Genomic DNA, 26974 nt, shown 5'->3' with positions numbered 1-26974 from the left:
CGCTCACTAACTTTTTGACCAAGTTGGATATTATGAATATGTTGCCCTAAGACACTTACTGTTTCAATGCATTATAAATCTTTTCTGCAAGCGCGTATGAGATCGAGGGCACTTTTGCGATTTCTTCTATGCTGGCATTACGCAATGGCTGCAATCCCCCCATATATTTTAATAACATTTGACGACGCTTAGGCCCAACGCCTTCAATCGATTCCAACGCACTCGTATTTTTTACTTTTGCTCTGCGTTGGCGATGCCCTGTAATCGCATGGTTATGGGACTCATCCCGAATATGTTGTATTACATGCAATGCAGGTGAATCAGGGGGTAAGGCAAAACCTTCGCCTTCAGGTTTCAAGAAAAGCGTTTCAAGCCCTGCTTTACGATCACTGCCCTTTGCCACGCCAATTAATAAAGGATGATTTTTATCCCAATCAACCTCAAGAGAGTCAAATACATCCCTAGCTTGCCCTAGTTGCCCTTTTCCACCATCAATAAAGATAATATCAGGCACTTTTCCTTCATCGAGGTGCTTACCATATCGACGAGTCAATACTTGGTGCATGGCTGCATAATCATCACCAGGAGTGATACCTGAAATGTTATAACGGCGATATTCTGATTTCACTGGGCCCGTTTTATCAAAAACAACGCAAGAAGCGACTGTTTGCTCCCCCATAGTATGAGAAATATCAAAGCACTCCATACGTGATATATTTTCTAAATGAACCACCTTAGCTAACGCAGCCATACGCTGTTGGACTGTCGAGTTCTGCGCTATTTTAGTGGATAACGCAATCGAGGCATTCGTACGGGCTAATTTCAAATAGCGTGCTCTCGCTCCTCTTGGCTGGCTTTGAATGTTAATCTTACGCCCAGCCAACTCAGATAATGACTGAGCAAGTAACTCTTTTTCTGTCAGGGCAAAATCCAGCAATATTTCCCCTGGTAATGTACGATTTTCGCTACCCTGTAAATAAAATTGCCCCAAAAAAGTTTGAACAACTTCATCTTGTTGGGTATCTGCTGGGATTTTAGGGAAATAACTGCGGCTGCCAAGCACTTTACCTTGACGTATAAACAATACGTGCACACAAGCAAGACCTGATTCAAAAGAGACTCCGATGACATCGAGGTCATCTCCCTCACCAGAAACATATTGCTCTTCAGTCACCGTCCGTACAGCTTGAATTTGATCGCGAAAACGCGCAGCGTCTTCAAAGCGCAACTCTTGGCTAGCCTTCTCCATTCGCTCCACAAGGCCAGTTAATACTTGCTTGTCTTTCCCTGTCAAAAATAACCGCACATACTCCACTTGCTGATCATAGTCTTCATCAGAAACTAGACCTTTAACACAAGGCCCTAAACAGCGCCCTATTTGGTATTGTAAACAAGGTCTTGAGCGATTTTTATAAACACTATCCTCACATTGACGTATAGGGAATAGTTTCTGCATTAAGGTTAGGGTTTCACGTACGGCATAAGAACTTGGAAATGGGCCAAAATACTCACCTTTGGCATGTTTAGCACCGCGGTGCATCGAGATCCGTGGGTGCGTTTCCTGACTTAAAAATAGATATGGATAGGATTTATCATCACGCAACAACACATTATAACGGGGCTGGTACAACTTAATATAATTATGTTCAAGTAATAATGCTTCAGTTTCAGTGTGTGTCACGGTGACATCAATAGCAGCAATTTGTTTGACGAGCTGCTCTGTTTTTCGGCTACTGACATTTTCACGAAAGTAACTGGAAAGCCTTTTTTTCAAGTCTTTCGCCTTACCAACGTATATAACCGTTCCGCCCGCATCGTACATTCGATATACGCCAGGCTGATTTGTCACTGTTTTTAAGAAAGCTTTTGATTCGAACTGTTCTGCCACTCGGATAAACCCTGTACTGTAATTAAACCATATCTAATGGCTATATGAGTTAATTCTACATCACTACAGATATTAAGTTTACCAAACATTCGATATCGATAAGTATTTACTGTTTTAGGACTCAAGGATAGCGTCTGTGCAACCTGCTTAATAGGTACACCTTGGGTTATCATCAACATTATTTCCAGTTCACGACCCGACAAAAGCTCGTATAAATCTTGCTGATTATTATGAACAGCACGATACAAAGCGAGATCTTGAGCAATATCAGGAGAAATAATTCGCCTTTTTACATTGACTACCTTTATCGCTTCTATCAGATCGTCTTCAGTAATGTGGACACTCAACAACCCAAAAATACCAATATCTAATGCTTTGAGAAAAAAAGAATAATTACTACGAACGTTATAAATAATAATTCCCACATCAGGCTGCGTGCGCCGCAATGTTTGAATCATTTTTAAGGAATCAAAGTGACAGTGGTCACTACTGATTAAAATAACACTGGCTCTTTGATGACGGTTCCAAACCACCGCTTGGTCAATCGAGGAAAATGAAGCTATCAATTTGCAGCGTGAATGACGACTAAATATAAACTCAAATCCATGCAGAGTAATATTATTGTCATCAATAATTATTATATTTATTCCCATATTATATTATTTATCAATGAATTAAATAGAAATGAATGAGGATTTTATATTGCAAGTCGCTGGGATACAACCTCTTTATCATTACACAAACACTAGGTAATTCATTTAATAATAATTAAAACCTTCAAATAATAAAAAGGAGATATAGACTCCCTTTTACTATTTAAAGAATAAATATTTTATTACTCACGTTTTAGTTTTTCTGTATTCGCGATGTAAAGAGCGACAACCAGTACTAAAATTGCCCCTGCATGCAATAACGTTGTCATTGGGTCACTATGATCGACAATAATCAAACGAATGATTGCTGTAATGCCAATATAAATAAAATATCTTAAAGGGAAATGATAACCTGACATAAAATATTTAATGATCAATGCAATAAACTCAAAGTAGAGGAAATAAATAACAATCCCCTCTAAGAGCTCATAAGCTGTTGCTCCCTTTGGGCTACCAAACATTAAAGATGCCATCGTAAAGGTTTCTTTTGCTAAAAAAAACACCAAAACAGCGGCTAAGGTAATTAAACCAATATTCAGAATCCATTGTAGTACCCATGCAATGTTACTCGCATGACGCATTCCTTTCATACTATTCATTTGTTATTCCCCAAAGAAATACAAAACATGAGTACAATGACAGCTATTACGCGTTGTTACCCATATTATTCAATGCATATTGTCTTAATTGTAAATCAAATTTTTGTCGTTAGCATGACAAACAGAAAGGAAATTTGCAGTTTTACGGTAAGGTGAGCACGCTTCCCGCCTTACCATAACCTTTTATTCAGCAATTAATTTGAAGGGGCTCCCATCATTTTTAATATATCTTGCTCAGTCAGCATCGCTGTTTGCTCAACAAAATTATAATATTTTGGTTTGCTATCAATATAAATTTGCATCGCCAATTGCGCTTGTTTGCTGTCTTCAAACAGGGTTGCCGATACATAATATGTTGATGGATTAATTAAATGGTAAAAAAGATGTGTACCACACTGCTTACAAAATGCGCGCTCCCCCCACTGTGAGGATACAAACGTAGTGACCGAGTCTTGGCCTTCAATGTGTAAATCGCTACCGCAATCTACACTAAAACCTGGACCGCCATTCCATTTTTGACACATGCTACAATGACAAACACTTAGCTTATCAACTGCTTTACCCGTTGATACCTTAACTGCACCACATAAACATTGACCTTTATGCATCTTACTTTCCTTTGCTATGCCTATTAATGGGTTTCTTACCTATTAATGGCTATTTTCCCTCAAATTACAACTTACTTTTCTTTTTATTTAGGTTAAATTGGCGGTCGGTAAAACGTCGATCGTTGGTTGCGTCTTGCAGTAAAATACTCTCAAGCTCCTTAGCTTCTCGTTCGGACTCAATATCCCCTTCATTCTGCTGATTTTGATGTAACTGCACATACTCATACGTAATTGCATGGGGAGTAATCCCAGTTAATAACGTATTATCTGTGGCTTGGGCAAATAAAGTTGCTCCCGTAAATAACGCTATGCCGATAAATAAACGAGTAAATAAAATATTTTTCATTATGTTCTCCTTTCACTAAAATATGTTTTAGCGCGAAAGGCTGTCAAAAAAAACACAGAGTACGTAATTGTTTTAATGATTCAGTAAAATCATGTAGATATTTGTCTGAATGAACTATTTAGATAGTTGAAACGTAAAAAGAGAGCAATCCGCTCTCTTTTATGCTGTTTCTATTCAAATAATGAAACGGTTTTATAATTCACCTTTCTCATTTTTGTTTCCAGAATTCACTTCCTTGAGCAAATACCAACAGAAATAGAGTAAAACAACAATCCCGATAAATAATAAAATCCATAATGAGATTGTTAACCAATTTGGGCCTTCATCGACAAGATCGGTCGCCGTTAGTCGCTCAATTCCCCCTAACGGCACGATTTCAGCGTCGGGATAAGTAACGGGATAACTCGACATTAGCTCTGCAACTGTATAAGTTTTCCCAACTAATTGGTTATACGTTAAATTTTCTTGTACAGCTTGTTTGTTTCCCCACACTAATAGGTAAGGAGCAGCCCCTTGCACATTAAATATCAAGTTGAGTGCATCTCGTTTACCCACAATACGTGGGGGTTGATCCTCCCAACTCCCTTTTAATGCAGAAACTCTTAATGAGCGGATCATTTCACCGTGTAAAACAATATTTGTATTACTAACCGTTTCACCGTTTGCATGCTGGTTATATGCCACAATATTCGTTAGTGGTAACCAGCTTTCCCCTCTATCTGATGAGTATTCTACTTTTAAAGGGATAACACGATTAGATTGCTGTAATTGTATTTGCAGTTCATCTAAAGGCTGCATTGAGGGTAATTGATAAATAACATGTTCCCGTGAAACCCCATCATTGGTCATTTCAAAATGGAATGACTCTTGACGACGAGTTGCTTTTAACACATCCGCATCAGCGCTTACTTTTAGTAAGTTAGGGATAACAACATCAGGGGAACTCGCAATAATGGCCAAAAGATAAGGTGCTTTCAAGGCTTGAGCATTACCATTTAATAATTCAATTTGATTACTTGCAACAGTTTGATCATCCAACGTTAAATTCATAATAGGTTGATTTGTCGCCACATTAACCCAGTCTTCTTTATTATTGCTGGTAAAAATAAAGGCTTTTGCTTGCCAATCTTTTTCATGTTTAGCCCAATCCAGTGTTAGAGTTTTAATCACTGCATTTTGTTCTTGCTCTTCATTTCGAGTCAACAAATAAGCTTGATAAGATGCTTTATCTTTTGCTTGTGTATTTGGTAGCTCAAGACGATTAACTTTACCAGGTATAGATTCGACAAGAAGATATTGCCTATCTTTACGCATATCTTCATCAGTATTCACATTATCAATACGCGTAACTAAATGTTGAGGCGTAAATGACACTTTTGCATTAGAAATAGATTTTTCAGCATCATAAAAAAGTACTGATGGAACTTCATCCCCTATTCCATTAAAGACACGAACATCTTGTAATGTATTTGGATAGGCAGAATTAAAGTAAGCATTCGCAGGCAGCTCAAGCCAATAAAAAGGCTCGTTTGTGTCTGAAATATTTATTTCTGCTCCCTGATAAAAATTATAAGGTGAATTATCTTTAACATCCTCGCCATATAAATGGCTCGAAAATAATAATGATAATGAAAAGACAGCAAGTAGCCCTCTGTATTTACTTAGACTCATGATTGCGTTTCCTGTTCGGATTTTCCTTTTGACTCTTTTGGTGGCAAAGGAGAAAAATACCCCACAATTAATATTACCAATGCCACACCAATAAAGGAGACAGCACGCGTAATTCCACCTTGTCCGTTAATATCAATTAAGAATAATTTTGCAATAACACAAGCAAAAATACCTGCACCGAAGAACCACCAGATCCGATTTTTCTTGATTGCCGAAATCACTGCACACATTAGTGCTGCAAGAGCCCAACTAATCGACAGAACGGTTTGTACTAAGCGCGAATCAAACAAGGTTTCATAATGCCAATTAAGCCCTGCAAAGTCAGCCGTTGCTCGAATGAGGATGCCATTAAACCACAAGGCTACAAGAGCGATGATTGCAACCAGTAACACTCGAAAAATCCAGAAGTCTATCTCAGTGACTTTACGTATTTTTTGCATAAAGCCTTTACGCACTAAAATAATCGCGGCAATGCTAAACAACCCTGCTTCATCTAATGGATTTATCAGTGGAATGTAATTCCAGAACGTTAATTTACCATCTTCTAAATTAGCATATCCCGATAAGACAACTAACCCAACAACAACGGGCAACAAACTATACCAGTAAATCAGTCCATTACGTTTCATTGGGGGCATTCTATTTTGCTGCAACCAATACAACACTAAAATTATTAATGTTATCGCCATAACATAAATAAAATAGCCCATTTCATGTTGCATTCCCCAAGGAAGAATAGAAACGAACCAATTTACTTGTGTTACAATAAATGCAAGGATTAACCATAAATTCGCGCCATGTAATACTCTTTGCATCCATGGGTTGCGAAGCTTATAAGCGTGGATCACAAATAATATAGAGCTGCCTAATACGACTGGCCAAATTAAGGAACCTTCACCTCGGCCCATCGGATTTTCATCATTTAAGAAATCGATACCGAGATAGTAATAACCCGCAATCCATAAGAAAGATTGGCAAAGAAGTAAAGGAACCCAATTAATACGAATCGCAAATAACCGCCAGAACCATACCGATATCACGACTAAGACCAGCATAATAAAGGATTCAGATTCACGGCTCCAGGAAAGTATATTAGTGAACATTGGCAACCAGCAATACCATGCCACTATTCCCATCACTAAAAAACCATAGCTAAATAATGAATAATTACTATCTTCATTTCGGCGAATGTGGAATAAACCACCCGCACCAAAGCAAGCAACAAGTAATACTGGCACCATATAAGTGCTGCTACGACTCCAATATAAGAATGGATAATCACTTAATAAAGTCACTACACTTACTAAAATCAGTAATGACCCTACCGCAGCTAATTTCCTTTGGTTTTGCTGTAAGCCAAACCACAGAAGTAATAACCCTTCCAATGACCAGATAATAGAAGTCCACTCAAATGTCAGCGCTAATGGTATGGCAAGGGTGACGAACCCAGCACCAATGATAATATTGCCTAGCGCCATGTTTTTGCCAATTTCTTTATAACGTTTATGAACTTGTAACCCTGCCACGAGGTACAATAAGCCAATCAATAGCGAGATAAATGCAGGTAATAATCCTACGCCTTCAGAAATAAAGAATTGCAACACAATACTAATGAAAGGTGGTACAAATAATAAAGTATTATCAACAAGAAGTTGTTTAGTGTGTTCGAAGCGTAATGAAAAGAGTTGTGTTAATGCATTAAAAATGATCAGGTTAGCGATAATAAATAATTGGCAAGATAGATAATAGTCAGATTGATAATTATCTAGCCCCCATAAAAGCGCCACCCCATAGGTCATAACCAGTCCAACGAGGTTCAATGGTCGCCATGCTTGCCACACACTAATAATTAAAATACCTGTTGATAACATCAGATAGTATGAGAAGAGCACGATGTGGCTGCCACCACCTGTAGATAATAGGATAGGAGCTAAATAGCCACCTAATGACGCTAAAACAGCTAAACTAATAGTACGTTGTAATAATGCAAGAGCGATACTGGCGGCACAAATTAACAACATAAACGCAAAGGCCATTCCATATGGCAACATGGTGTATAACTTAAAAGCAGCGAAAATAGTAATATATAAACAACCTATTCCCCCGCCTTGTAAAATTAAACCAAAAAGTGTTTTTTTATTACGTAACCACCAGCCCACACCTAATAGTATTAAACACCCTACCGCGCTGAATACTAAACGCATTTGTACAGAAATAATTTCGTTTTGTACGCTGTAGTTTAATAAGTAAGCAACACCAAGGAATAATAATAAAATCCCAATTTTAGCAACAGGATTACCTTTTAATAACCAAGTAAAGAAGTGACCAAATATTGATTTATCATTACTTGGCATATTTTGATTTGCATCCCAACCCTGTACATTTTTTGTTGTATTTTCTTTGGTGCTATTAAATCGGTTTGGGTTTACCTTAGATGACAACTTGCTATTAAACCGGTTTGGATCAACATCAATATTATTTGAAGGCGTTGAAGGTGGTAGCGTCGTTATAAGCGCGTCTTTCACCCGTTCAATATTATCCCTAGGTTCTGCCTGTTGGTAAGCAACTGAGTTTTCAGCGACTATATCTTGTTCGCTTTCTGTTGAAGGCACTGAGTTTTGTAGTATTGATTGTTCAATATCATCAGTTTGCTCTGGGATGAGTTGTGTAATCTCTTGATGCGTTTGTTCTGCAATTGGGGATTCTGATAAGATACTCTGCGATTTTTTAAACTGTGCAACTTGTGTCTCTAATGAACGAACCTTCTGATTTAACTCAGAAATTTGATATTGCATTCGCCCGGTACGACTCAGCGAAACTATCGCTAAAATCGGCGCTAGTATAACAAGAATCACTAATATGAACCCTACTAGTATCCAAGTATCCACAAATAGGTTTCCTCATAATAAAATCCACAGTTTTAGATATGGCAAAGTGGCGTTTTGTGATTATCGCTAGTGTAGATATCATTGATTCTCTTGCCAACCAAATGTAATAAACTGTTACAAAATACTTCGTTTTAGTTTTGGTAAAAGCGCTCTTATCACACAAAAATGATAACCATTATTAATACGTGGTTTAAAAGCTAATGTAACTAAGAAAACCCTTAATCATCATTTAGTCATATTCAAAATAAGCAATAATTTGAATTTATTTTAATTTCCCGATAGTCTATTTAAGATGATTACCCCAATAAATTTAAAAATATAAATTTAAATAGTGTTTTTAAATTTATTTATATATACACTTATCAATTAACACCTAAAAAACAAGCAATCACTATCATTTAATGATGACAACAATTTGAATTTTACATCATCATTGTTATGTCAATTAATAATTGAAATACCAACAGAGACTGAAAATAAAGATTATTCCAAAAGGCAAATACATATCGTTAGTACATTTGTAAAGATTGTCGAAATAAGAAGAATAGTATAAGGAGAATTCTTCATGCTACTCCATATCATCCTCGCTGCACTTGGTCCAATCGTTCTTGGTTTAGCTGTTGGTTGGCTATCTGGGAAATATGGTTTTATTAAAAGAGAATATTCGCAGGCTTTTGCTGACTTTGTTGTCAAAATTGCCTTACCATTCGCATTATTTCTTGCAGCCGCTCAAGCACCACCATCTGTATTGCTCAATATCGATTACTTATTAGCGTTGGCTGTCGGATTAATTGCAACTTATGTTATCGGGTTTGTTTTCGGTAAATTTATTTTTCGTCACAACAAAAAAGATGCTGCCATGCAGGCATTATCGGTATCATTCCCTGATATGGCCTACTGTGGGCCACCTGTCTTATTAGCTACTGTCGGATCATCTGGATTGATTGCAATGGTATTAGGTAACCTTATTTATACTGTTATCATCATTCCATTCACCTTACTGATGATTAGTGGCTCTCAACAAGGCCATAGCGTTTTAAAATCGATTGGTAAAGCGGTTGCCCAACCTTTAGTATTTTTGCCAATCCTAGGTGCATTACTGGCTATTTTTGGCGTGAAGTTACCTGAAATCTTACAAAACTCCGTCAATGAACTAGGAAAAACAGCGGGAGGGGTTGCTCTCTTTTTCCTTGGTCTGTTACTTTCAGGTATTAAGTTAACTATTAGCAAAGAAATTATTTTTAACGTCTTTATTAAAAACTTTGTTCAAGCAGCCTTGATTTTAGGGACGGGTCTTGCATTAGGCCTACAAGATGACTTATTAAAAGCAGCCTTTATTATTGGCGTATTACCGACTGCGACAGCTGTGCCTGCTTTAGCCATTAGTAACCAAGCTTATACGGAAACATCCGCAGGGACAGTGTTACTCAGTACCCTCGCCGCTCTGATTTCTATTATTGGTGGTATTGCCATTGTCGAAATGCTGTAACCCCCTGAATTAAAGCAGGTCAACTTTTGGCCTGCTCTCTCTTTCATCCCACTTAGCTGGTTTTATCACCAATTATTTGCAAGATAGATCACAAAAAACGTATCATAGCGCTAAGTATTTTTTCTTTTAAGCATCTGGGATATTAATAAATAATGAAAATCAGTGATGAGTTAGCCTCCGCTATCGCTTCCGTCACCGAAGTTGCTGCCATTGCAGCCTTCGACTGGGTAGGTAAACAAGATAAAAATGCTGCGGATAAAGCGGCTGTTGAAGCCATGAGAAATCGCCTTAATGAAATTGATTTCTATGGAAAAATTGTGATTGGTGAAGGTGAAATTGATGAAGCGCCAATGCTTTATATCGGTGAGCAAGTGGGTAAAAAATCGGGTGTCGAAGGGCTTGATATTGCGGTTGACCCAATAGATGGCACCCGAATGGTTGCCTGTAATGAGCAAAATGCAATTACTGTTCTGGCCGCCGCACCAACAGGCTCATTACTTCAGGCTCCTGATATGTATATGGAAAAACTCGTTGTTGGAGCGGCGGCAAAAGGTGCCGTTCATTTAAGCCACCCGCTTGAAAAAAACCTTGAGTTTCTTTCATCTGCATTGAATAAACCCATTTCGCATCTTTCCATTGCTGTTTTAGATAAACCGCGCCATGAACACATTATCAAAACCATTCGTAATTTTGGCGCTAATGTAATTACCATTCCTGACGGTGATGTTTTAGCCTCATTACTAACAATACTTCCAGAACATCCAATTGATATGATGTATGGTACAGGTGGTGCACCAGAAGGTATCATCAGCGCAGCAATTGCACGAGCGTTAGGTGGCGATATGCAAGCTAGGTTGATCGCTCGAGATAAAGCAAAAGGTGATAGCGATGAAAATAAACTGCTCGCCGTACAAGAAGCGATACGTTGCCAACAAATGGGCATCGAAATTGGTGAGATTTTATCGTTAGAACAAATGGTTAATACGGACGATGTCATTTTTGCTGCTACTGCAATTACACCAACAGTTTTAATGGGAGGTATTTCAACAGATGCCTATAGTCGTATTTCGAACACCCTTCTAGTTAATGGACGTTCTCGTTCGTTAAAGATAATCAATAACCGCTATTTTAACTAGCTTTTTGATGGTATTAAAAAAGGGCCTCGTGGCCCTTTTTTAATTGATTACTCAGCGCGGTCTAGCGTCATACGATTTAACATTGGTGCGGTTAACACCATAATAATCGCAATCGCCCCAGTCACTAAGCCTATCTTCAAGAATACATCACTGTATACAGCTAATGATTCGACTTTACTGGTCAGTTCGCCTTCTGGCGCTGCGGCCATCGAGGCAACATACCCTGCAATAAAGGCAGCCGCAGAGTTCGTTAAGAACCAAGCACCCATAATGAAGCCCATTAAACGCTGTGGTACTAATTGAGCTACCATCGCTAAGCCCAGACCAGAAATCATCAGCTCACCAATACTTTGGAAACCGTAACAAATCACCAGCCATTGGACAGACACAATACCCGCTTCGTTAGCAAATTTAGCACCTAGTGGCAGTACTAAGAATGCCGCAGAACACAGAACCATCCCAATCGCAAATTTATGAGGCATCGGCAAATTATCACCCATTTTGTTATAAATTGCCGCTAAAATTGGGCTCCCAATCATAATCCATAATGGGTTCAATGCTTGGTACTGTGCAGGTTCAATTGAAAAACCGAAAACTTCGTGCTCAACATTATGCAATGCAAAGAAGTTTAATGAGGTCGGCATTTGACTATATAAAACGAAGAAAACTATTGCTTCTAACATCAGAATTAATGCAACAATCATCCGGCGACGCGCAGTACCTTTTAAAGCGAGCGTTTCTTTAATGAAGATAACTAAAATCCCTAAAGAAATGATTGCTAAAGCTGTACGTGCAACACCTAAGTTATGCAGCAACCATGTAGAAATGGCAATTAATGCCACTACACCAATCACAGTTGCCACTAAGCGAGAAATCACTACTGGCGCAAAGTCAGGTTTCGAACCATGCTGAGAAACCCACTTCTTGCACATATAGAAGTTAATCAATGTAATGATAAGACCAACGACACTCAGAGAGAACGCAACGTCCCAACCGTAGTGTTTGGCTAACCAAGGCGTTGCAATCATAGAGAAGAATGAACCGATGTTTACGGACATGTAATACATGGTAAACGCGCCGTCCAAACGTGGGTCATCTTTTTCATAACAGGTTGATAATAAAGAAGACGGATTTGCCTTAAATAAACCATTACCCACTGCTATAGTTGCAAGCCCTACATACACCATTGACACATCATGCCCTGAGAAAGCGACAAATGCATACCCTGCAATTAAGGTCAGTGTCCCTAAAACGATAACGCGTTTTGTGCCTAAGATTTTATCCCCTAACCAACCACCTATTGCAACAAAGCCATAAACTAATGCTGCAAATGCAGAGAATAAGGTGATGGATTCGGTTTCTGACATGCCGAGAACTTGGCTCAGGTATATAGGCAGGATACCTTGTAAACCGTAGTAACCAAAACGTTCCCAGAGTTCGATAGAAAAGATGAGATAGAACGAGCGAGGTTGCTTAAACGCGTTAAGACTGACTTCCTCTTTATTATTTGTTGTGGACACAAGTTACCTCTAGTACAACCTGTACATATGCAAAAAAACCACGGAGCGCTCGTTGCGCTCTCGCATTGTTATGATCTCAAGAATTAACGTTGGAAGGGCTCACTACAAATTAGAAGAGCGTCATTCCCTGACCTCAAAACAAACAAAAAACGTGTGTAGAATTGTTTTTAGATCTCAAACATAAAATTCAATGAGTTAAAGCACATTTGATTATTTATTCAACTAAGACAAGCAGATAACCCGCCAAGAACGCAATAATCAATTAAGCCATATACGTTATTTATGCACCAAAATTAAAGAATTAGCTAGTATTAATTACCATATGAATCAGATTTTATCGTGATTTACTTCAATTTTTCACAAAATACCAATATTATTATCGACCACTAATTAATCAGTTGTTTCTCTAATGTTAAGGATATTATTCCATATTTTAATTATATTCATGGAATATGTCATACCACATTAACTCTGTATCCTCACGTTAACTTGGGGATAATCTCAATGGGAAAAAGGCATTTTATAAATTGGAAAGTGGCGATATCGTCATGAAAGGATGTTGCTCAGGAATTTTAGACAAAAAAAAGCCCAGTAAATAAACTGGGCATAATGCATTCTACTCAAGGATCTTTTTGCTAAATTCAAACTATCACTACGTAGGTGCATTATTACATTACTTCGTGTAAAGAAATGAATGATGAGGGTAAATATATGAATGTTTACGCAAGCAAACAGAAATATAGTTACTATTAAGACCTATGTACTTCAAAAAAAGTTCATCTTTTTTTTATTTTTTCTGCATCTTTTTTGATGGCAATAATTAACCATTTGATTTATTGATAATAATGTACAATCAACCAAATGATTGCACTGAACTCAGCAACACGATAATTTACCTTAAATGGTTTTTTAAGAAATATAGCTCGAAGGAAATCCCTGTGAAAAAAAATTTTTTACCCTTATTTTTGATAAGCTGTTTATTCATTCCTTCGGCTTTCGCGGAAAAAGTTAGCACACCGCTGGATGAAAAATCACTGATTGAACTTGCCACTCAAGGGCAAGCTGAAGCTCAATTCAATTTAGCGATGTTTTACCAATCTCATGGACAGCTTGACGACGCCTTAAAGTGGTATCTTCTTTCTGCTAATCAAGGCTTTAGTAAAGCTCAAATTAACTTGGCACTGATATACCAGGAAGGTTCTGGTGTCCCTAAAGATGAAAAACTGATGCTACATTGGATGCAATTAGCTGCTGAAAATGACGATCCTATTGGCCAAATGAACATGGCAGAATACACACTGCATGGCATTGACAATCTTTTAGAGAAAAACCCAGAATCTGCAGAAAAATGGCTTAAAAAAGCGGCTGAACAACATTTCCAACCAGCGATGCTCACGTTAGCTTATTGGTATGAAGAAGGAAAAGCGGTCACAAAAGACCCGCAAAAAGCCCAAAAAATTTATCTCGCACTCGCTGAACAAAATCACCCACAAGCACTCTATTTACTGGGCTATCAAGCCGCTACGGGTATGTATGATAAAATCGATTATCCATTAGCGTTTGATTATTTCACGCGAGCGGCTGAACTTGATTTTTCTCCTGCACAAAATAGCCTCGGTATGTTGTACCTTACGGGTCAAGGAACCCCAAAAAATACGCAATTAGCGATTAAATGGTTAACACTCGCCGCCAAACAAGGGGAAGTGTCTGCGCAATTTAATTTAGCATTAATTTATGCACGAGGTGACGGTATCAAGGCCGACCAAGCTAAAGCCTGCCACTGGTTTATTAAGGCCGCCCAACAAAATAGTGCCGATGCACAGTACGCAAGCGGCGCCTGCTATCAATATGGCATGGGTGTTGAGCAAGATGATATTAAAGCGTTACGCTGGTACAAATTGGCTGCGGCAAAAGGCAATGAGCGCGCTGAGAAAAAAGTACTGATTTTGGAAAATAATCTGAAGAATAAAAAATAACGCAGTGGCGTGTGGCTCTCAAAGAGAGCCACACGTTGTTTAGTACCGTCGCTTAGGATCTAGCATATAAATATTGGTAAATATCTTGGTTGTTAGAATAAACAATACCTGAGCTTAAAATATCAACAACCAACAATGCTTCTGTAATTCTATTCTCATCAACGCCATTTTTGTGAGCTAACGTTAATAGGTGATCAGCGAGAGCTCTATTGCCCTTATATTTGGCAATACCAAATAGCGCTAATATTTTAATGTCTCTTGCTACAAAAATAGCATCAAGCTGTTGATTGACATAAGTAAGAGCTTTGGGAGAAATATAATATTTAGATATTCCGCTTTTATCTTCATCTAAATATAGATTTGCATCTAATGCCAAAAGGCTATCACCGGCAATATTATACGCACCTGTTAAATAGGAGATTTCAGCGATTTCATCAAAAGAAGCACCATCTTGCTGCGCCGCTTTGGCATGGTGCAATAAACAATGCTGGCAATTTGTCGCTTGAGCAATTGCAACCGCAATTAAATGCTTATTTTTTGCGCTTATTGTTTCATTATTCCAACTTCCCGTCGATAATTCACGAAAATTACGCGTCTGTATTTGGGTTTTATCCAGCTCAGCGATGTTAAAGGTAGATTTTGCCATGATATTTCCTATTCGTTTAAATTATAATGAAACCGCTTCTTGTTTTGTTAAATCTGGCGTCTTACCTTTTGGTTGCTTCGCAATAGGGTCATTTGCCTTATATGCTGCAATCAAACTAATAAAACATAACGCTGAAATATATAAAGAAACTAAATAAGGGCTCTGATTATTATATTGTAATAATGCAGTCGCAATAAATGGCGTTAATCCACCTGATAACAAAGTACCAACTTGATAGCCCACGGAGACACCACTGTACCGAACTTCAACAGGAAATTGTTCAGCAAACCAAGCGGCACCAATGCTATAAATCGCAGCATCAAATAATGCCAAGAAAATAGTCATGACTAAAGGTAAATAAAATAAATTACCATTATCTAAGAAATAGAAGAATGGCCATACTGCAATGCCAATACTAATTAATGCAAAGAATGCGGGGATCCTTCTGCCTATTTTATCTGACAAAAGTGCCCAAAAAGGGGTTGTTAATACTGAAACCGCTGATGCAATAATAATTGATGTTAATACAATACTGGTATCTTGGTTCTTTAATTTTAAATAACTTAAAATAAATGTCGTTAATATTGCATACATTGCAGGTTGCGCTAATCGTAAACCTATCGTAATAAAAACTGATCTTTTATGATTTTTAATTAATTCAATTAATGGGTATTTTTGTATTTTCCCTGACTTTTTAAGCGCGAGAAACTCATCTGATTCCGTTGTTTTTAGCCTAATAATCAGCCCGATGACGACAAGAATAATGCTAACGAAAAATGGAATACGCCAACCCCAAGTTAAAAAGCTCTCTTCTGACATTGTTGATTTTACAACTAAAAATGCAGCTGAGGCCAGTAACATACCTGTTGCTGAGCCAATCTGAGTAAATGAACCAATAAACCCTCTACGCTGCGGTTTCGTATGTTCAACCGCTAATAACGCCGCGCCACCCCACTCAGCACCGCTAGCTAAACCTTGAAGCAGGCGAATAATCACAAGCAAAACAATGGCATAAATACCTATTGAATCAAAACTCGGGATCAACCCAGTAATAAATGTCGCCACGCCCATTAAAAGTAATGAGTAAACAAGTACTTTTTTTCGCCCAATTTTATCGCCAACATGCCCCGCAATAAAACCGCCTAATGGCCGGGCAAAAAAGCCCACACCATATGCCGCAAATGAGGAAAGTAATGCAACAGATGGGTCCGTGCTTTTTGAAAAAAATAATGTTGAAAAAATTAATGCGGATGCAGTGCTATAAATATAAAAGTCATACCACTCGATAGCTGTACCAATAAATGATGCTAATGCATACTTCCTTTCTTTTGGTGTTATTTTATTTTCTTTAGTTGTTATAGACATATAAATAATGACCCTGTGTTTAAATGGTCATCACATCCTATAATCAAAATTAAATAAGGATTAATATTGATTTAGTCTAAAATATAATTTTTTAGTGTTAAATTATTTTCATCTAACTCATGAAAATTTAATTAAAAACATAAAATACTATCCTAATCATTAGAAATAATAAAAATGGCTTTAAATTAATGATTTTGTAGTTTTTTATATTAAGCGATATTTTATTGAATATAAGAACATCATCTAGATAGTTCAAATTACAGGTAGGCAGTCAATAAGGGGAACTCGGGGAGCACACAGAAGTATGTGACCCGAGTCATCGCATGCAGCCAACACCCCTACAACGTGGAATATGAAGAAGATTAGGGGCGACCGCGGTAGATCCTTTGAGGGCGTCCCACCTTCCCATACTCTATCTCAGCTTCAATCTTATTTTTTGCCAAGCAGTATTCTAGATAGCGCCTTGCGGTTGTGCGGCTAAGTTTAATCGTTTCTGCAATGCTTTCTGCGGTATATTCCGCTTCAAGATCGGCAAACAATGCTAAAACCTTTTCCAACGTGATCACATCAATACCTGTCGGCAGTTCCTCTTTGGATTCACCGCGTGCATAAGTATTAAACATATCATCGATTTTACTCTGGTTCGTTTTACTGTTGGTTTGTAAAACAGATTTACGCTGGATATATCTATCCAATGTTTGGCCTAAACGTTCATACGCTATTGGCTTAACCAAATAATCAAAAACGCCAAGACGAATGGCTTCAGTCACCGTTTCCATATCACTCGCTGCTGTCGTAAATACGATATCAGCACTATTTCGTTCTTGAATTAATTCATGAACGAGATCGATTCCTTTGCCGTCAGGTAAATAGTTGTCCAGTAAGATCAAATCTGGCTTCATGTATTCAATCATTTTTCTGGCTTCAGCTAAATTACCTGCCAACCAAACCTTGTCACAAGCTGGATATGCTTTAATGTACTCGCCGTGCATCTCTGCTAAAAGCAGCTCATCTTCCACAATGAGGATTTTTATCTTAATCATTTTTATATCTTCACTTTCGGAATAAAAATTGAGAATACTGTACCATGCGGCTGATTTTCTTCAATAATTACCGCGCCATTACAGCGTTTAATATAAGAAGCAACAAGATATAACCCTATACCATGACCTTCCGTCATTTCGGTTTTCGTTGTCACTCCGCGCTCAAACCATTTGTCTTGAATTTCTGCAGGGAAACCGCATCCTTGATCTGCAACCTCAATGACAATCTCCCTTCCTTCATCGGAAAGGTATAACTCCACTTGTTTATTACCCTGGTTATTTTTCAAACTGGCTTCAAATGCGTTATCCAGTAAATTACCTAATATGGCACAAAATTCTGTACTATTTAAGGACTCAGGCAATACATGAAGCTGGCTGCCTGGTGTAAAAACCAACTGTAAGCCCAATTCTTTTGCACGGTGATACTTACCAAACAATAACCCAGCAACTTGCTTATCAAAGAACTGTTCACGTAACGAATCTATAAGTTGTTGCTGAGATTCAGACTCACCTTTAATTAATGCAAGCGCTTGATCATATTCTTTCATTTGCAATAAACCACTCAACGTAGACATCCAATTTAGATGCTCATGCCGCAGAGTACGCAAATTTTCTACGTATTGGCGTACTTGTGTCAATTGGGAATTTAATGATTCAATATCATTTTGACTGCGGAAACTAATTACTGCGCCAATTAGGTGATTTTCGTCCCAAATTGCAACTCGATTAGCTATCACATTTAATCCATTAAATTCGCACAATACATCATGTTGAATCGTAGCAATATCTACGGTAAAAAAATCAGCAGGCGAAATATGCTCTGAGATTGATTTACCAATAAGTTGCCCTGTTGGTTTACTTAAAGACAACATCTTTCGTGCATTGGAATTAATATTAATAATTTGCCCATGCTGGTTTACCGCGATGATCCCTTCAAAAACAGCATCAAATATTCCCTTTTGCACAAGAACTAGCTGCGTAATTTCTTCAGGTTCCATCCCCAGCATTTGCCGTTGAATTAATCGCGTAAATCCCCAGGAAAGAAATAATAAAATGACCAGAACGCCAAGAAAAGTTGCTCCCGTTTGGACAAACAGCTCGCTACGAGAAGTGTCTATCTTATTGGTTAGATAACCGATGGATACAACACCAATAATTTTTCCATCTTCATCAAATATTGGCGTTTTTGCTCGCATGGCATTACCAATGGACCCTTCCCCACCAATAAAATAACTTTCACCACTTTCAAGCGCCCCTGGCTTATTCCATTGCATTTTATAGCCGACTTTTTCACTGTTCGGATGATAAAGCCGCATGGAATTTTCATCGCCAATCACGACATAGTCGTAATCAGAATCTTGGTTTAGTTTATCTGCAATAATTTTCAGTTGTTGAATATCACGGTGTTTAACGGATTCAATCACGCCATCCATTGACGCAATCAGCTTTGCTTGGCTCATGGCTAACGAGCGAATATTCGCCATCATCCTATTTTCAGCCGTATCCGTAAAATATTTACCTAGCCCTAACGTCAAAAATAACGAGACAACCAATAGAAGAAAGAAAACTCGCACTGAAAAGGAAATTGAGTTTACTTTTGTCAATGTAGAGAAAGCATGCTCTTTTTTCATATAGGCTCTTGTTACCAACTGAAAAGTAAAAAACTTGTTACAGTAGAAATCACAGAATAATTGATATTAGAAATATAATCTAGAGACATAATACACATATTATTAATTAAACACATTAAAACCAAGTAATAAAGCACATATCGAATAATTAAAAACATTAAAACCATTAAACAAATACAAACTCATTTTAGAAACATGAAATAGGTCAAATATATTAAATATAGGACCTTTAATATTAATCTTGAAAAAGATAATTAAATAAGAGTTTATATTTTTAAGAATAAGAAAAACCAAAAAACACTTATTTAATTAATTTTAACATTAGCAACATTTTAAAAACATCTCTAAAAGAGATGCAGGATACTATTATGTTCGAAAACATAACGTTTAATCAGGTAAAACGTCATGAGAACAGGAAACTTGCTGAAATAACTCAGTTTTTAAAGGAAAATGATTTAGAGCTTGATGCAAGCATTGACGTTTTCATTACGATAACCCGTAATGAGGAATTAATCGCGTGTGGTGGACTGGCAAAAAACGTTATTAAATGCGTAGCAATTAGCGATGACGTTCGTGGTGAAGGTCTCGCATTAAAATTAGCAACCGAGCTTGTTAATCTTGCTTACGAAAATAATACAACTCATTTGTTTATTTATACTAAATTTCAAAATGAAAACCTATTCCAGCAATGCGGTTTTCATACTATAGCGACTGTGCCTGATGTGATGGTATTGATGGAAAATAGTTGCTGTTATCTAAAACGTTATATTCAAAGTTTAAAAGCACAGCGTGTCGACGGTAAAAAAATTGGGGCCATCGTAATGAATGCCAACCCATTTACCTTAGGCCACCGTTATTTAATCGAACAAGCAGCTAAAGCCTGTGATTGGCTCCACTTATTTGTTGTTAAAGAGGATACCTCTCGCTTCCCTTATAAAGTCAGACTGAACTTAATTGAAGCAGGTACAAAAGGTATTGAGAACCTCACCATTCACCGTGGTTCTGAATATATTATTTCTCGGGCAACGTTCCCTTGTTACTTTATTAAAGACAAAACGGTAGCCAATAACTGTTATACCGAAATCGATATTAAGATTTTTCGCCAATATATTGCCCCTGCATTGGGGATTACCCATAGATTCGTCGGATCAGAGCCATTTTGCCAAGTCACCAACCAATATAACCAAGACATGCGCTATTGGCTTGAAACGGATGCGATGAATTTTCCTCCTATAGAACTCGTTGAATTTCCGCGAACAGTCATCAACGGAACGGCGGTCTCCGCCTCACAAGTTAGAAGACTACTCGCTAAAAAAGATCTTGCGGCTATTAAGGCGATTGTGCCTGACGCGACATATCAATATTTACAAGAGATGCTCGCTAATCAAGCAACATCAACGACAAACCGCATCGAAAGTTCTGAATTAGCTATAGGTGAAATATGAAGATTAAACATGCAGCCGTTGCTGGCACACTTGAATCAAGTGATGTCATGGTTCGAATAGAACCGCTAGAAGATACTCAAGAAGTTTCCGTGCAAATAACCAGCAGTGTTGAAAAACAATTTGGTGATGCTATCGCCAGTATCGTTCAGGAAATGATAGTTCAGCATGATATTCAAGGTGCTCAAATCATCGTCGATGATAAAGGTGCATTAGAGTGTGTACTAAAAGCGCGTTTGGAAGCCCTACTCGCTCGTGCTTGTGATATCGATTATTTGCCATGGGAGAATAAATAATGACACCAGAACAAAAATCACGTACACGCAGAAGCATGCTTTTCGTTCCTGGTTCAAATGCGGCGATGTTAAGCAACTCGTTTATTTATAAAGCAGATGCGCTGATGTTTGACTTAGAAGACTCCGTGACATTACGCGAAAAAGATACCGCACGTCGCTTGGTTTATCATGCATTACAGCACCCTTTGTATGCCGATATTGAAACTATTGTTCGTGTGAATGCTTTAGATTCTGCCTTTGGTGTTGCTGACCTTGAAGCTGTTGTTCGTGGCGGCGCAAAAATTGTGCGTTTACCAAAAACAGATACTGCTCAAGATGTCACCGATATCGAAACTGAAATATTACGTATTGAAAAAAGTTGTGGTCGTGAAGAAGGTAGCACAGGTTTATTAGCAGCGATTGAATCACCGATGGGGATCACACAAGCGGTGAATATCGCCCACGCATCACCAAGACTTATTGGCATCGCATTAGGTGCCGAGGACTATGTCCGCAATTTGCGCACCGAGCGGTCTCCTGACGGCGTTGAACTCCTCTATGCTCGGTGCGCCATTTTACAAGCCGCACGCTCAGCAGGTATCCAAGCCTTTGATACCGTTTATTCTGATGCAAATAATGAAGAAGGTTTCCTACGCGAAGCCGCACACATTAAACAACTCGGCTTTGATGGCAAATCATTAATTAACCCAAGACAAATTGAGTTACTCCATAACTTGTATGCGCCAACTCAAAAAGAAGTCGACCATGCTCAACGTGTTGTTGATGCCGCAGATTCCGCAGCCCTTGAGGGTAAAGGCGTGGTGTCATTAAACGGAAAAATGGTTGATGGCCCAGTCATTGACAGAGCCCGCTTAGTATTATCTCGCGCGGCATTATCTGGAATTCGGGAAGAGTGAGGCAAAAAATGACAACAAATACTCAACGTCAAACACGCGTAAGTGCTTACCTACAACCTAAAAGCGATGAAGCATTACGTGAATTTAAAGATATTGGTAAAGTCCAACAACAAGTTCAAAAACCAAGAAACCGCAAGCTATGTGATGACTTACAAGTGGCTATTCGCCGCTCAGGTTTGCAAGATGGCATGACAATTTCGTTTCACCATGCGTTTCGTGGCGGCGATCTGACGGTCAATATGGTCATGCAAGTGATTGCCGAAATGGGCTTTCGTAATCTGACATTAGCGTCCAGTTCCTTAAGTGCATGCCATTCACCGCTGGTCGAACATATTCGTCACGGTGTTATTCGTAAGATTTATACCTCAGGTATTCGTGGTCCACTGGCTGAAGCGATTTCTCGTGGCGAACTTGAAGAGCCAGTGCAAATTCATTCTCATGGTGGCCGTGCAAACCTTGTGCACAATGGCGAGCTGCGTATTGATGTCGCCTTCATTGGTGTGCCATCTTGCGACGAATACGGTAATGCTAACGGATATACAGGTACCGCCAGCTGTGGCTCGTTAGGCTACGCTAAAATTGATGCCGAAACGGCGAATAAAGTCGTCATGCTAACCGAAGAGATATTGGATTATCCACACAACCCGTCCAGCATCAAGCAAGATGAGGTCGACTATATCGTTAAGGTTAAACGTGTCGGTGATGCAGATAAAATCGGTGCTGATGCCACCCGTATGACCTCAAACCCAAGAGAACTACTGATTGCGCGTACTGCCGCTGATGTTATTGAAAAATCAGGCTTCTTCAAAGAAGGGTTTTCATTACAAACGGGTACTGGGGGCGCATCCCTTGCCGTGACTCGCTTCCTTGAGGACAAAATGCGCCGCCACAATATCACCGCAGGCTTTGCCCTTGGCGGTATCACATCAACCATCGTCGATTTGCATGAAAAAGGCTTAATTCGCAAATTATTAGACGTACAAAGTTTTGATAAAGCGGCAGCAGAGTCTCTTGCTCGTAACCCAAATCATATTGAAATCAGTGCCAATCAATACGCCTGCTTTGACTCTAAAGGTGCTTCTGTCGACATGCTCGATGTTGTCGTACTCAGTGCTCTGGAAATTGATACACGCTTTAATGTCAATGTGTTAACAGGTTCTGATGGTGTTATCCGCGGTGCATCGGGTGGTCACAGTGATACCGCAGTCGCTGCGAAATTATCCATTATCGTTGCGCCATTAGTGCGCGGTCGTATCCCAACGTTAGTTGATGAAGTCCTGACTTGCGTTACCCCAGGATCAAGCGTCGATATTTTAGTGACCGACCATGGTATTGCCGTAAACCCTGCACGACCTGAATTGAAGCAGCAATTAGAAAGCCAAGGTATCAAAACGGTTTCAATTGGCTGGTTAAGAGAACGCGCTCAGTTACTCACGGGAACACCTAACCCTATTGAATTTACAGATAAAGTCGTTGCCGTCGTGCGTTACCGTGATGGCTCTGTGATTGATGTTGTTCATCAAGTGAAGGAGTAACTATGTTTTGCCCACTGCCTGATACTCAAGAGCAATTTGAAATTTCCTTACCTGAGCTGTTGGCAAGCCGTGATGCCCGTCAGGCACGCCAGCAACAATGGATTGGTCTCCATCAGGTAACCTTGATTTCATTTACTGTCGTTTTCCCAGGGGCTGTCAAAGACAACTCCCTTGTTAGACATGTGTTTAATCAGGGCCTAAATGCGCTTAAACAAGTTGCTTTACGCAGGCAGTGGGTACTTTTATCTCAACAATCATGGGCATTAAGCACGGGGCCTGAATGTTTAGTCGCCGTTGATGCTGATGCCATTGAAGTCAAAAAGACATTAATTGAGGCCGAAGAACGCTCCCCAGTGGGACGTTTATGGGATTTTGATGTCTTTGATGCACAAGGAAAACAATATTCACGTGGTCAATTAAATCTACCTGCAAGGCGTTGTTTAATTTGTGAAAAAGAAGCCAAAATCTGTGCTCGTCATCGCGCTCATCCCTTGGCAGATATTCTTTCTCGCATAGCGGAGCTAGCCCATGAAACTTGTTAACTACTCACAAACCCTAAGTGACCAGCTTACTCACTATTACAGCCAGTTAGCTTGGCAAGCCATGCTCGCTGAAGTGAACTTAACCCCAAAACCAGGTTTAGTAGACAAACACAATACAGGCGCTCATAAAGATATGGCGCTAACGGATTTTCATTTAAGTGCCAATGCCATCGCCAAATTTTTTCCACTATTTATTCAGGCTGGCACACAATATAAAAATCTACCGATTAAACAGGTTTTAAGCAAAATTAGAACTATCGGGATGGCGTGTGAAACCGCCATGTTCCAAGCTACTCAAGGTGTAAATACCCATAAAGGCAGCATTTTTTCATTAGGTTTAGTATTAACCGCAATTGGTCGCTTAGCCGCATTACAGCAAACCGTGACACCAGTTGCGATTAGCCAATTAGTTGCAGGGATGTGCCAAGGAATTTGCGCTGAATTGATGCAACCTACGGATACTCCAACAGCTGGCCAACGTTTATATCAACAATTTGGTTTTACTGGAGCACGAGGGGAAGCTGAAGGTGGCTACTCGCTAGTTATCAACCATTCATTGCCCTTTTATTTACAGCAACTAGCGGCACAACAGGATGCTGAAATAGCTTTAATAAATACGTTAATTCTATTAATGAAAATTAATGATGACACCAATATTGCAAATCGTGGCGGCTTAAATGGTTTAATTTGGGTAAAACAGCAAGCAACCAAATTATTGCAAGAGGGGATTAATCATCCTGATGATTTAGTCAAAGTAAAACAATTTGACCAGCACTGTATTGAAAAGAATCTAAGCCCAGGTGGTAGCGCAGATTTATTAATTTTAACGTGGTTTTTTGCCCGTCTGCCTAGACAAGGCTTCGGTATTTAGCATTAAAAATTAAAACAACTTATATGTTCACCAACACAGGAACCCATTCAATAATTTAATTAATAAAGATTAATAAAAATATATTTAATTAAGTAATAGTTATTGATTTAAAGAATTTATAACATATTGGAAATAGCTAAATAATGACAATGAATATCAAAATCATTATTCCTATTAAGGCATTGCTATACCTCCAATATGACGAAAAGCCGAATTCATAATATTCAAGTTTTAATTTCGTTAAGGATCAAGCCTATGCCAAAAGACAAAATCTGGAAACTGCTACTTCTGATAGCAATTCCAATCATTATCGCCTTAATACCGACTCCTGCGGGGTTACCGCATATCGCGTGGTTATTATTTGGTCTTTACCTCGCGGCTATTGTTGGACTGGTATTAAAACCTTATTCAGAACCTGTTATTTTGTTAGCCACTATTGCCGCAAGCGCCGTCATAATTGGTGTAACAGGTACGAAAGATGTTAAAGCCAGTGAAGTCTTAAGTGGTTATGCATCAGGGACAACATGGCTGGTATTTGCGGCATTTACGCTGAGTGCTGCATTTGTTATTACAGGTTTGGGTAAACGCCTTTCGTACATTTTGATTGGTAAATTGGGCGGCACTACATTAGGCCTTGGTTATGTCACTGCGATCCTTGATTTAATTATTGCCCCAGCAACGCCATCGAATACCGCTCGTGCGGGTGGGATTGTTTTCCCAATCATAAACAGCGTGGCAGTAGCATTAGGTTCTGATCCTGAAAAAAGCCCTCGCAAAGCAGGCCACTACTTGTTAGTCAACGTATACATGGTGACCAAAACGACCAGCTATATGTTCTTAACAGCAATGGCACCAAACGCTTTAGCATTAGCCATGATGAGTGACATTATGGGCATTCATTTAAGTTGGGGTGGATGGGCACTCGCGGCATCGGTTCCTGGCTTAATTATGCTGATTTTGACACCACTGATGATTTATAAGCTGTATCCACCTGAACTCAAAAAGGTGAATAACAAAGAGATCGCAGCAAAAGGCTTAGCAGACTTAGGCCCAATGACGATGCGTGAAAAACTGTTGGCTATCATCTTCGTTATCGCACTGTGTGGCTGGATTTTCTCTGACCTTATCGGTGTGAGTGCATCCAGTGTCGCTATCGCTGTCATGGCATTAACCTTAATTTTAGGTGTTGTCACATGGGATGATGTGCTGAAAAACAAAGGGGGTTGGAACACCCTGATTTGGTACGGCGGTATCATCAGTATGTCAGGCGTTCTCACTAAAGCAGGCTTCTTTAAATGGTTAGCCGACACCATGAGTCAGTACCTCTCTTTCGGTGACCAAGCCATGTTAGCTTTCTTTGTTATCATGTTTATCAGTGTCGCCATTCGTTACCTGTTCGCATCAGGTGGTGCTTATGTTGCCGCGATGGTGCCTGTATTTGCCACTGTCGGTATGGTCGCAGGTGCACCTCCAATGTTACTGGCATTAGGCTTACTGTTCTCTAACGCATACGGCGGAAGCGTAACGCACTACGGTGGTGCCGCAGCACCAATCGTATTCGGTGCAGGCTACAACGATATTCGTTCTTGGTGGATCATCGGTGGATTAGTCGCATTCGTTAGCTTATTCGTCCACATGACTATCGGTTTAGGTTGGTGGGAAATCTTGATTAGCATGGGTCTGATTTAATGCGCTCTATTCTAATCAATCACTAAATTATTCAATGGGGTACAATATCAATTGTGCCCCTTTTTTAAATCTGACAATGACTATTTCGCGTTAACGATGGTGCGTAAAACAGAATGAAGGCTTTCTAAATATCCCAAGGAACACATACCAGTATACGAATAAGCGTAGTCAGCAACGCTGCGGCTTGAATAACATGTGACTTGGGTTGTCGATTGCAGCCAACACCGCTACAGACCGAAATATG

General features: G+C 39.1%; 22 protein-coding genes. 10 read left to right on the top strand and 12 right to left on the bottom strand.

Annotation, left to right across the window (positions count from 1 at the left end; all coding sequences use genetic code 11):
• Positions 1-55 precede the first annotated feature (55 nt).
• From uvrC to M1F05_RS07515, 7 genes are all read right to left on the bottom strand, one after another.
• Positions 56-1888 (bottom strand): excinuclease ABC subunit UvrC, encoded by a 1833-nt coding sequence (gene uvrC, locus M1F05_RS07545; RefSeq protein WP_206088370.1) that lies wholly within the window; start codon positions 1886-1888, stop codon positions 56-58.
• Positions 1855-2541, bottom strand: coding sequence for a LuxR C-terminal-related transcriptional regulator (locus M1F05_RS07540; RefSeq protein ID WP_206083932.1), 687 nt, complete (start codon positions 2539-2541; stop codon positions 1855-1857). Before M1F05_RS07540 ends, uvrC begins: the two co-directional genes overlap by 34 nt.
• A 182-nt stretch (positions 2542-2723) precedes the next feature.
• Positions 2724-3131 carry a phosphate-starvation-inducible protein PsiE gene (gene psiE / locus M1F05_RS07535; protein WP_318826054.1) on the bottom strand — a complete coding sequence of 136 codons (408 nt, stop codon included), beginning with the start codon at positions 3129-3131 and terminating at the stop codon, positions 2724-2726.
• Between the two features lie 203 nt (positions 3132-3334).
• Complete coding sequence (locus M1F05_RS07530) at positions 3335-3748, bottom strand: GFA family protein (RefSeq protein ID WP_206083931.1); 414 nt, start codon at positions 3746-3748, stop codon at positions 3335-3337.
• 64 nt (positions 3749-3812) lie between these two features.
• A complete protein-coding gene (locus M1F05_RS07525) occupies positions 3813-4094 on the bottom strand; it encodes a hypothetical protein (RefSeq protein ID WP_206083930.1) in 282 nt (93 codons plus the stop codon).
• 192 nt (positions 4095-4286) lie between these two features.
• Complete coding sequence (locus M1F05_RS07520; protein ID WP_206083929.1) at positions 4287-5765, bottom strand: DUF3999 family protein; 1479 nt, start codon at positions 5763-5765, stop codon at positions 4287-4289.
• Positions 5762-8620 (bottom strand): DUF2339 domain-containing protein, encoded by a 2859-nt coding sequence (locus M1F05_RS07515; RefSeq protein WP_272516239.1) that lies wholly within the window; start codon positions 8618-8620, stop codon positions 5762-5764. Before M1F05_RS07515 ends, M1F05_RS07520 begins: the two co-directional genes overlap by 4 nt.
• Positions 8621-9218: 598 nt before the next feature.
• Between M1F05_RS07515 and M1F05_RS07510 the strand changes: the two genes are divergently transcribed.
• Positions 9219-10142 carry an AEC family transporter gene (locus M1F05_RS07510; RefSeq protein ID WP_206083927.1) on the top strand — a complete coding sequence of 308 codons (924 nt, stop codon included), beginning with the start codon at positions 9219-9221 and terminating at the stop codon, positions 10140-10142.
• A 152-nt stretch (positions 10143-10294) separates the two neighbouring features.
• Positions 10295-11278 carry a class II fructose-bisphosphatase gene (glpX, locus tag M1F05_RS07505; protein ID WP_206083926.1) on the top strand — a complete coding sequence of 328 codons (984 nt, stop codon included), beginning with the start codon at positions 10295-10297 and terminating at the stop codon, positions 11276-11278.
• A 47-nt stretch (positions 11279-11325) separates the two neighbouring features.
• Here the strand turns inward: glpX and dtpA are convergent, their stop codons facing one another.
• Positions 11326-12798: a dipeptide/tripeptide permease DtpA gene (gene dtpA, locus M1F05_RS07500; protein WP_206083925.1), complete on the bottom strand. Its 1473-nt coding sequence runs from the start codon at positions 12796-12798 to the stop codon at positions 11326-11328.
• Between the two features lie 938 nt (positions 12799-13736).
• On the opposite strand from dtpA, the gene M1F05_RS07495 reads away from it, so the two are divergent.
• Positions 13737-14774 carry an SEL1-like repeat protein gene (locus M1F05_RS07495; protein WP_241016828.1) on the top strand — a complete coding sequence of 346 codons (1038 nt, stop codon included), beginning with the start codon at positions 13737-13739 and terminating at the stop codon, positions 14772-14774.
• A 52-nt stretch (positions 14775-14826) separates the two neighbouring features.
• Here M1F05_RS07495 and M1F05_RS07490 read toward each other — a convergent pair whose 3' ends face one another.
• The 4 genes from M1F05_RS07490 to dpiB all read right to left on the bottom strand — a co-directional run bounded on the left by M1F05_RS07490 (position 14827) and on the right by dpiB (position 19459).
• Positions 14827-15420: a carboxymuconolactone decarboxylase family protein gene (locus tag M1F05_RS07490; protein ID WP_206083923.1), complete on the bottom strand. Its 594-nt coding sequence runs from the start codon at positions 15418-15420 to the stop codon at positions 14827-14829.
• A gap of 21 nt (positions 15421-15441) precedes the next feature.
• Positions 15442-16785 (bottom strand): MFS transporter, encoded by a 1344-nt coding sequence (locus tag M1F05_RS07485; protein WP_206083922.1) that lies wholly within the window; start codon positions 16783-16785, stop codon positions 15442-15444.
• 362 nt (positions 16786-17147) lie between these two features.
• On the bottom strand, positions 17148-17828 hold the full coding sequence (dpiA, locus tag M1F05_RS07480; RefSeq protein WP_206083921.1) for a two-component response regulator DpiA: 681 nt from the start codon (positions 17826-17828) through the stop codon (positions 17148-17150).
• A 2-nt stretch (positions 17829-17830) separates the two neighbouring features.
• Entirely contained in the window at positions 17831-19459 is a 1629-nt protein-coding gene (gene dpiB / locus M1F05_RS07475) for a sensor histidine kinase DpiB (protein WP_206083920.1), read from the bottom strand.
• A gap of 368 nt (positions 19460-19827) precedes the next feature.
• On the opposite strand from dpiB, the gene citC reads away from it, so the two are divergent.
• The 7 genes from citC (at position 19828) to M1F05_RS07440 (ending at position 26730) form a co-directional block, all read left to right on the top strand.
• Positions 19828-20904: a [citrate (pro-3S)-lyase] ligase gene (gene citC, locus M1F05_RS07470; protein WP_206083919.1), complete on the top strand. Its 1077-nt coding sequence runs from the start codon at positions 19828-19830 to the stop codon at positions 20902-20904.
• A complete protein-coding gene (gene citD, locus M1F05_RS07465; RefSeq protein ID WP_206083918.1) occupies positions 20901-21197 on the top strand; it encodes a citrate lyase acyl carrier protein in 297 nt (98 codons plus the stop codon). The genes citC and citD overlap by 4 nt, the downstream gene beginning before the upstream one ends.
• Positions 21197-22093, top strand: a complete 897-nt coding sequence (citE, locus tag M1F05_RS07460; RefSeq protein ID WP_206083917.1) for a citrate (pro-3S)-lyase subunit beta — start codon at positions 21197-21199, stop codon at positions 22091-22093. The genes citD and citE overlap by 1 nt, the downstream gene beginning before the upstream one ends.
• Before the next feature lie 8 nt (positions 22094-22101).
• On the top strand, positions 22102-23628 hold the full coding sequence (citF, locus tag M1F05_RS07455) for a citrate lyase subunit alpha (RefSeq protein ID WP_306803649.1): 1527 nt from the start codon (positions 22102-22104) through the stop codon (positions 23626-23628).
• 2 nt (positions 23629-23630) lie between these two features.
• Positions 23631-24170: a citrate lyase holo-[acyl-carrier protein] synthase gene (gene citX, locus M1F05_RS07450; protein WP_206083915.1), complete on the top strand. Its 540-nt coding sequence runs from the start codon at positions 23631-23633 to the stop codon at positions 24168-24170.
• On the top strand, positions 24157-25041 hold the full coding sequence (citG, locus tag M1F05_RS07445) for a triphosphoribosyl-dephospho-CoA synthase CitG (protein ID WP_206083914.1): 885 nt from the start codon (positions 24157-24159) through the stop codon (positions 25039-25041). Before citX ends, citG begins: the two co-directional genes overlap by 14 nt.
• Before the next feature lie 255 nt (positions 25042-25296).
• A complete protein-coding gene (locus M1F05_RS07440; protein ID WP_206083913.1) occupies positions 25297-26730 on the top strand; it encodes an anion permease in 1434 nt (477 codons plus the stop codon).
• The last annotated feature ends 244 nt before the right edge of the window (positions 26731-26974 follow it).

The organism is Providencia sp. PROV252 (assembly GCF_033676005.1).
In the GTDB taxonomy this organism is placed as follows: domain Bacteria; phylum Pseudomonadota; class Gammaproteobacteria; order Enterobacterales; family Enterobacteriaceae; genus Providencia; species Providencia vermicola.
Note: the sequence above shows the minus strand (reverse complement) of the source record. Positions and strands in the feature narration are given on the sequence as shown.

What these genes read in the sequence shown, in the direction of transcription:
- M1F05_RS07540 (WP_206083932.1), bottom strand. Translation starts at nt 2,541, where the DNA reads ATGGGAATAAATATAATAATTATTGATGACAATAATATTACTCTGCAT.
- M1F05_RS07490 (WP_206083923.1), bottom strand. Translation starts at nt 15,420, where the DNA reads ATGGCAAAATCTACCTTTAACATCGCTGAGCTGGATAAAACCCAAATA.
- citG (WP_206083914.1), top strand. Translation starts at nt 24,157, where the DNA reads ATGAAACTTGTTAACTACTCACAAACCCTAAGTGACCAGCTTACTCAC.
- dpiB (WP_206083920.1), bottom strand. Translation starts at nt 19,459, where the DNA reads ATGAAAAAAGAGCATGCTTTCTCTACATTGACAAAAGTAAACTCAATT.
- psiE (WP_318826054.1), bottom strand. Translation starts at nt 3,131, where the DNA reads ATGAAAGGAATGCGTCATGCGAGTAACATTGCATGGGTACTACAATGG.
- citF (WP_306803649.1), top strand. Translation starts at nt 22,102, where the DNA reads ATGACAACAAATACTCAACGTCAAACACGCGTAAGTGCTTACCTACAA.
- citC (WP_206083919.1), top strand. Translation starts at nt 19,828, where the DNA reads ATGTTCGAAAACATAACGTTTAATCAGGTAAAACGTCATGAGAACAGG.
- M1F05_RS07510 (WP_206083927.1), top strand. Translation starts at nt 9,219, where the DNA reads ATGCTACTCCATATCATCCTCGCTGCACTTGGTCCAATCGTTCTTGGT.
- M1F05_RS07525 (WP_206083930.1), bottom strand. Translation starts at nt 4,094, where the DNA reads ATGAAAAATATTTTATTTACTCGTTTATTTATCGGCATAGCGTTATTT.
- M1F05_RS07485 (WP_206083922.1), bottom strand. Translation starts at nt 16,785, where the DNA reads ATGTCTATAACAACTAAAGAAAATAAAATAACACCAAAAGAAAGGAAG.
- M1F05_RS07520 (WP_206083929.1), bottom strand. Translation starts at nt 5,765, where the DNA reads ATGAGTCTAAGTAAATACAGAGGGCTACTTGCTGTCTTTTCATTATCA.
- dpiA (WP_206083921.1), bottom strand. Translation starts at nt 17,828, where the DNA reads ATGATTAAGATAAAAATCCTCATTGTGGAAGATGAGCTGCTTTTAGCA.
- M1F05_RS07440 (WP_206083913.1), top strand. Translation starts at nt 25,297, where the DNA reads ATGCCAAAAGACAAAATCTGGAAACTGCTACTTCTGATAGCAATTCCA.
- M1F05_RS07530 (WP_206083931.1), bottom strand. Translation starts at nt 3,748, where the DNA reads ATGCATAAAGGTCAATGTTTATGTGGTGCAGTTAAGGTATCAACGGGT.
- citD (WP_206083918.1), top strand. Translation starts at nt 20,901, where the DNA reads ATGAAGATTAAACATGCAGCCGTTGCTGGCACACTTGAATCAAGTGAT.
- citE (WP_206083917.1), top strand. Translation starts at nt 21,197, where the DNA reads ATGACACCAGAACAAAAATCACGTACACGCAGAAGCATGCTTTTCGTT.
- citX (WP_206083915.1), top strand. Translation starts at nt 23,631, where the DNA reads ATGTTTTGCCCACTGCCTGATACTCAAGAGCAATTTGAAATTTCCTTA.
- glpX (WP_206083926.1), top strand. Translation starts at nt 10,295, where the DNA reads ATGAAAATCAGTGATGAGTTAGCCTCCGCTATCGCTTCCGTCACCGAA.